The 3828-nt window shown below is 66.2% G+C and carries 3 protein-coding genes and 1 pseudogene; 1 reads left to right on the plus strand and 3 read right to left on the minus strand.

Annotation, left to right across the window (positions count from 1 at the left end; genetic code table 11):
• The 3 genes and pseudogenes from ACTIAO_RS13865 to ACTIAO_RS13875 all read right to left on the minus strand — a co-directional run.
• Nucleotides 1-491, minus strand: a 491-nt coding sequence (locus ACTIAO_RS13865) for a DUF4118 domain-containing protein (RefSeq protein WP_441906809.1), incomplete at its 3' end; no start/stop codon positions are given.
• Nucleotides 492-503: 12 nt separating this feature from the next.
• A pseudogene (locus ACTIAO_RS13870) lies at nucleotides 504-2512 on the minus strand (APC family permease).
• Nucleotides 2513-2612: 100 nt separating this feature from the next.
• Entirely contained in the window at nucleotides 2613-3206 is a 594-nt protein-coding gene (locus tag ACTIAO_RS13875; RefSeq protein ID WP_441906810.1) for a GNAT family N-acetyltransferase, read from the minus strand.
• 84 nt (nucleotides 3207-3290) lie between these two features.
• On the opposite strand from ACTIAO_RS13875, the gene ACTIAO_RS13880 reads away from it, so the two are divergent.
• On the plus strand, nucleotides 3291-3828 hold a 538-nt coding region (locus tag ACTIAO_RS13880; RefSeq protein WP_441906811.1), incomplete at its 3' end, for a GTP pyrophosphokinase.

The following is a 3828-nucleotide window of genomic DNA, read 5'->3' on the forward strand; positions in this document are numbered from 1 at the left end:
CTCACCATCGCGAGCACCGCGTTCTCTCCGCGCAGCACGTGACCGGCGATGGAGGCCAGCAGCTCTGCCTCGGCGGTGGCGCGCTCGGCGACGCGGGCCCGCCGGGCGGCCTGTGCGACGATCAACCCGACCAGCACCGCGATGATCACGTAGAGCGCGAGCGCGACGATGTGCAGCGGATGCTCGACCGCAATGGAGAACGCCGGCGCGACGAACAGCAGATCCAGCGTGATCCCGGAGAGCACCGCGGCGGTCACAGCCGGGCGCATCCCGCCGATCAGCGCGACGATCACCACCAGCAGTTGGTACGAGAGGACCTCGTAGGTGATCGACTCGGGACTGCGCAGGGTGAACAGCAACCAGGTCAGGAGGGGGCCCGCCACAAGCGTCACGACGAAGCCTGCGACTTCACGCCGCCAGCCCAGGGCGCCGCCGGCGAACCGGGGGAGCTCCGCGATAGTGCTGGGCCTGTCGAGCGGATCGGTGCTCATGATGACTGAATCCTAGACGCCGACATGACCGGCACGCTCCTGGCCGGGAATCGGGCGGGAACGCCGCCCGTAGATGAGCGCCGACGAGTCCAGCAGCCAGGGCACCAGCGTGATCGAGACGCCGTGCACGAGCATGAGCTGGTTCGCGATGCGCCGCGCTCGCCGGTTGTGCAGCAGGCGCTCCCACCAGTGGCCGACGATGTACTGCGGCAGGTACACGGTCACCACGGACGAACCGTTCTTCTCTCGGTAATGCTCGATGAACTTCGCCACCGGCTGCGCATAGGTGCGGTACGGGGAGTCCAGGATGACCAGAGGAATCGGGATGCCGTGCGCACGCCAGTCGCGGTGCAGCTGCTCGCCGTCCTCCGCGGAGAACGCGATATGCACGGCGAGAGTCTTGTCGTGATCGGCGGCGATCGCGTAGTCGATCGCCTTCAGCACCGGCTTCTGCAGCCGGTTCACGAGCACGATCGCGACGTCGCCGGACGCACCGAACTCGGTGTCGTCGTCGACTGCGACCTCGTGCTCGACGTCGCGGTAGTAGCGCTTGACACCGATCATCAGCAGCGCGAGCAGCGGGATTGCGAAGAACACGAGGTACGCACCGTGCGTGAACTTGGTGACGGTCACGATGATCAGCACGAGCACCGTGAACGTCGCCCCGAGCGCATTGATCACGAGCCCGATATGCGCGGAGTGGCGATCGGATGCCGTTTCCGCCGTCTTCGCGTGGAGTGGGCCGCGCAGCATCCGCCGCCAGTGCCGGACCATGCCGATCTGGCCGAGCGAGAACGAGACGAAGACGCCGATGATGTACAGCTGGATCAGGGTCGTGAGCTGCGCCTGGAACACGATGAGCACGGCGATCGCCGCGAGCCCCAGCAGGATCATTCCATTCGAGAACACCAGGCGGTCGCCGCGGGTGTTCAGTGCTTTCGGTGCGTAGCCGTCGCGGGCGAGGACCGCGCCGAGCAGCGGGAATCCGTTGAACGCGGTGTTCGCGGCGAGCAGCAGCACGCAGGCGGTCGCCGCCTGCACGATGAAGAACAGGATGCTGCCGCCGCCGAAGGTCGCTGCCGCGACCTGTGCCATGAGGCTCGGCTGCGGGCTCGTGCAGTCGAAGCCGACCAGGTCGCAGGGGTTCTCGGCGTAGTGCACGCCGGTGATGAGAGCGAGGGCGGTGAGCCCGGCGAACAGGCAGATGGCGATCGATCCCATCAGTACGAGCGTCCCCTGGGCGTTGTGCGCACCTTCGGCGCGCGGAAGGCGGGGACGCCGTTGGAGACGGCTTCGACGCCGGTGAGCGCGGAGCATCCGCTGGAGAACGCGCGTAGGATGAGCAGGATGACGGCGGCCTGGCTGAGACTCTCGGCGTGCACCGTGAAGTCTGCGCTCGACGCGATCGGGGCGTCGCCCAGCACGGTGCGGACGATGCCGGTGGCGATCATCACGCCGACGGAGGCGATGAAGACGTAGGTGGGGATCGCGAAGACGGTGGATGCTTCGCGGACGCCGCGCAGGTTCACGACGATGATGAGCACCACGAAGCCGACCGCGAGTTCCACGCGCCAGGCGTTGAGGCCGGGGAGGGCGGAGATGATGTTGTCGACTCCGGATGCCACCGACACCGCCACCGTGAGGATGTAGTCGACCAGGAGGGCGGCTGCGACGATGACCCCGGGGATCTCGCCGAGGTTGGTGCGGGCGACTTCGTAGTCTCCGCCCCCGGAAGGGTACGCCTTGATGAGCTGCCGGTAGCTGAGCACCACGACGACCAGAAGCACGATGACGGCGGCGGCGACCATCGGGCTGAACGAGAGGAAGGTGAGCCCGCCGATCAACAGGATCATCACGAGTTCCTGCGGGGCGTAGGCCACCGAGCTCAGAGCATCGGAGGCGAAGATCGGCAGCGCCCGACGCTTCGGGAGCAGCTGATCGTTCACCTGCTCAGTGGTGAGCGGGTCGCCGATGAGCAGCCGCTTGGCGAGCTGCGGGGCATCCGGTTGCTGATCTGTCACGAAGGATGACGCTACGCTTCCGGCGCTCGCGCGGACGGCATCCTCACGGAATCCCTACGGCCGCATTTCCGCACGCATACGGGATCCTTACGCGCAGCTTCTACGGCGTCGGCCACTCCTCCGCGAGCAGCCCGTAGTTCATGCCGTCCATCCATTCGCCGGAGCGGTGCAGCGCCGTCTTGCGGCTGAACTCCTCGCGGCGCATCCCGAGTCGCTCCATCAGGCGCCAGGACGGCTCGTTGTCGGCGAAGCATCCGGCATGCACCCGCCGCAGGGCGAGCGGTCCGAAGCAGACATCGATGACTGCCCGCACAGCCTCGGTCGCATACCCCTGACCGGTGAAGTCCGGAGCGAGCGTCCAGCCGAGCTCGGCTTCCACGCCGCGGGCCTGCTCGAGCACTTCGCGCTGCGCCCACCCGTCGCCGATCTTCAACATGATGTCGCCGATCACGGCGTTATCGTCGAGACGGCGCATGACGAGTGTCATCCCCAGTCGCCGGGGCTCGAGGTACAGCTCATCGAACGCCTCGCGGTCCTGCGGCGCGGGGCCGAGCCAGCGGCTCACCTCGGGCAGCTGCCGGTACTCCCACACGGCGGCGAGGTCATCCTGGGTGCACGGACGGATCTCCAAGCGCTCGGTACGACGGGGCCAGGTGCCGCTCGGCCATCCTTCGCGGCGCTGCGATTCGGTCATCGAACCAGCTTAGGAGCGCAGCATCCCTTCCGCTGATGACGAACGCACAGCCCGTTCTGAACACAGACGCGTAACGTCGAAGCCATGACGACCATCGAGGTCACCGAAGAGACAATCCGCCAGACCAAGGAACTCCGCGACGAGTTCCAGAGGTTCCTCCGCGAGTACGAGTTCGGGATGCGTGAGGTCGAGACGAAGATCTCGATCCTGCGGGATGAGTTCCTCAACGATCACGCGTACAACCCCATCGAACACGTCAAGAGCCGGCTCAAGACGCCCGACAGCATCGTCGAGAAGATCGCCCGCAAGGGGATCGATGAGCCGGATTTCGCTCGGATCCGCGAGGAGATCACCGACATCGCCGGGGTTCGCGTGACCTGCAGCTTCGTCGCCGACGTGTACCAGTTGTTCGAGCTGCTCACTCAGCAGGACGACATCACGGTCCGCGTGGTCAAGGACTACATCGCCGAGCCCAAGCCCAACGGATACAAGAGCCTGCACGCGATCATCGAGGTGCCGGTTTTCCTGTCGACGGGGCCGCTGCTCGTCCCTGTCGAGGTGCAGTTCCGCACGATCGCGATGGACTTCTGGGCGAGCCTCGAGCACAAGATCTATTACAAGT

The sequence above is a fragment of the Microbacterium sp. genome, from assembly GCF_052099035.1.
Taxonomy (GTDB): Bacteria; Actinomycetota; Actinomycetes; order Actinomycetales; family Microbacteriaceae; genus Microbacterium.

Bases quoted from the DNA above. Each gene is read 5' to 3' on its own strand.
- ACTIAO_RS13875 (WP_441906810.1), bottom strand. From the start codon at position 3,206: ATGACCGAATCGCAGCGCCGCGAAGGATGGCCGAGCGGCACCTGGCCC.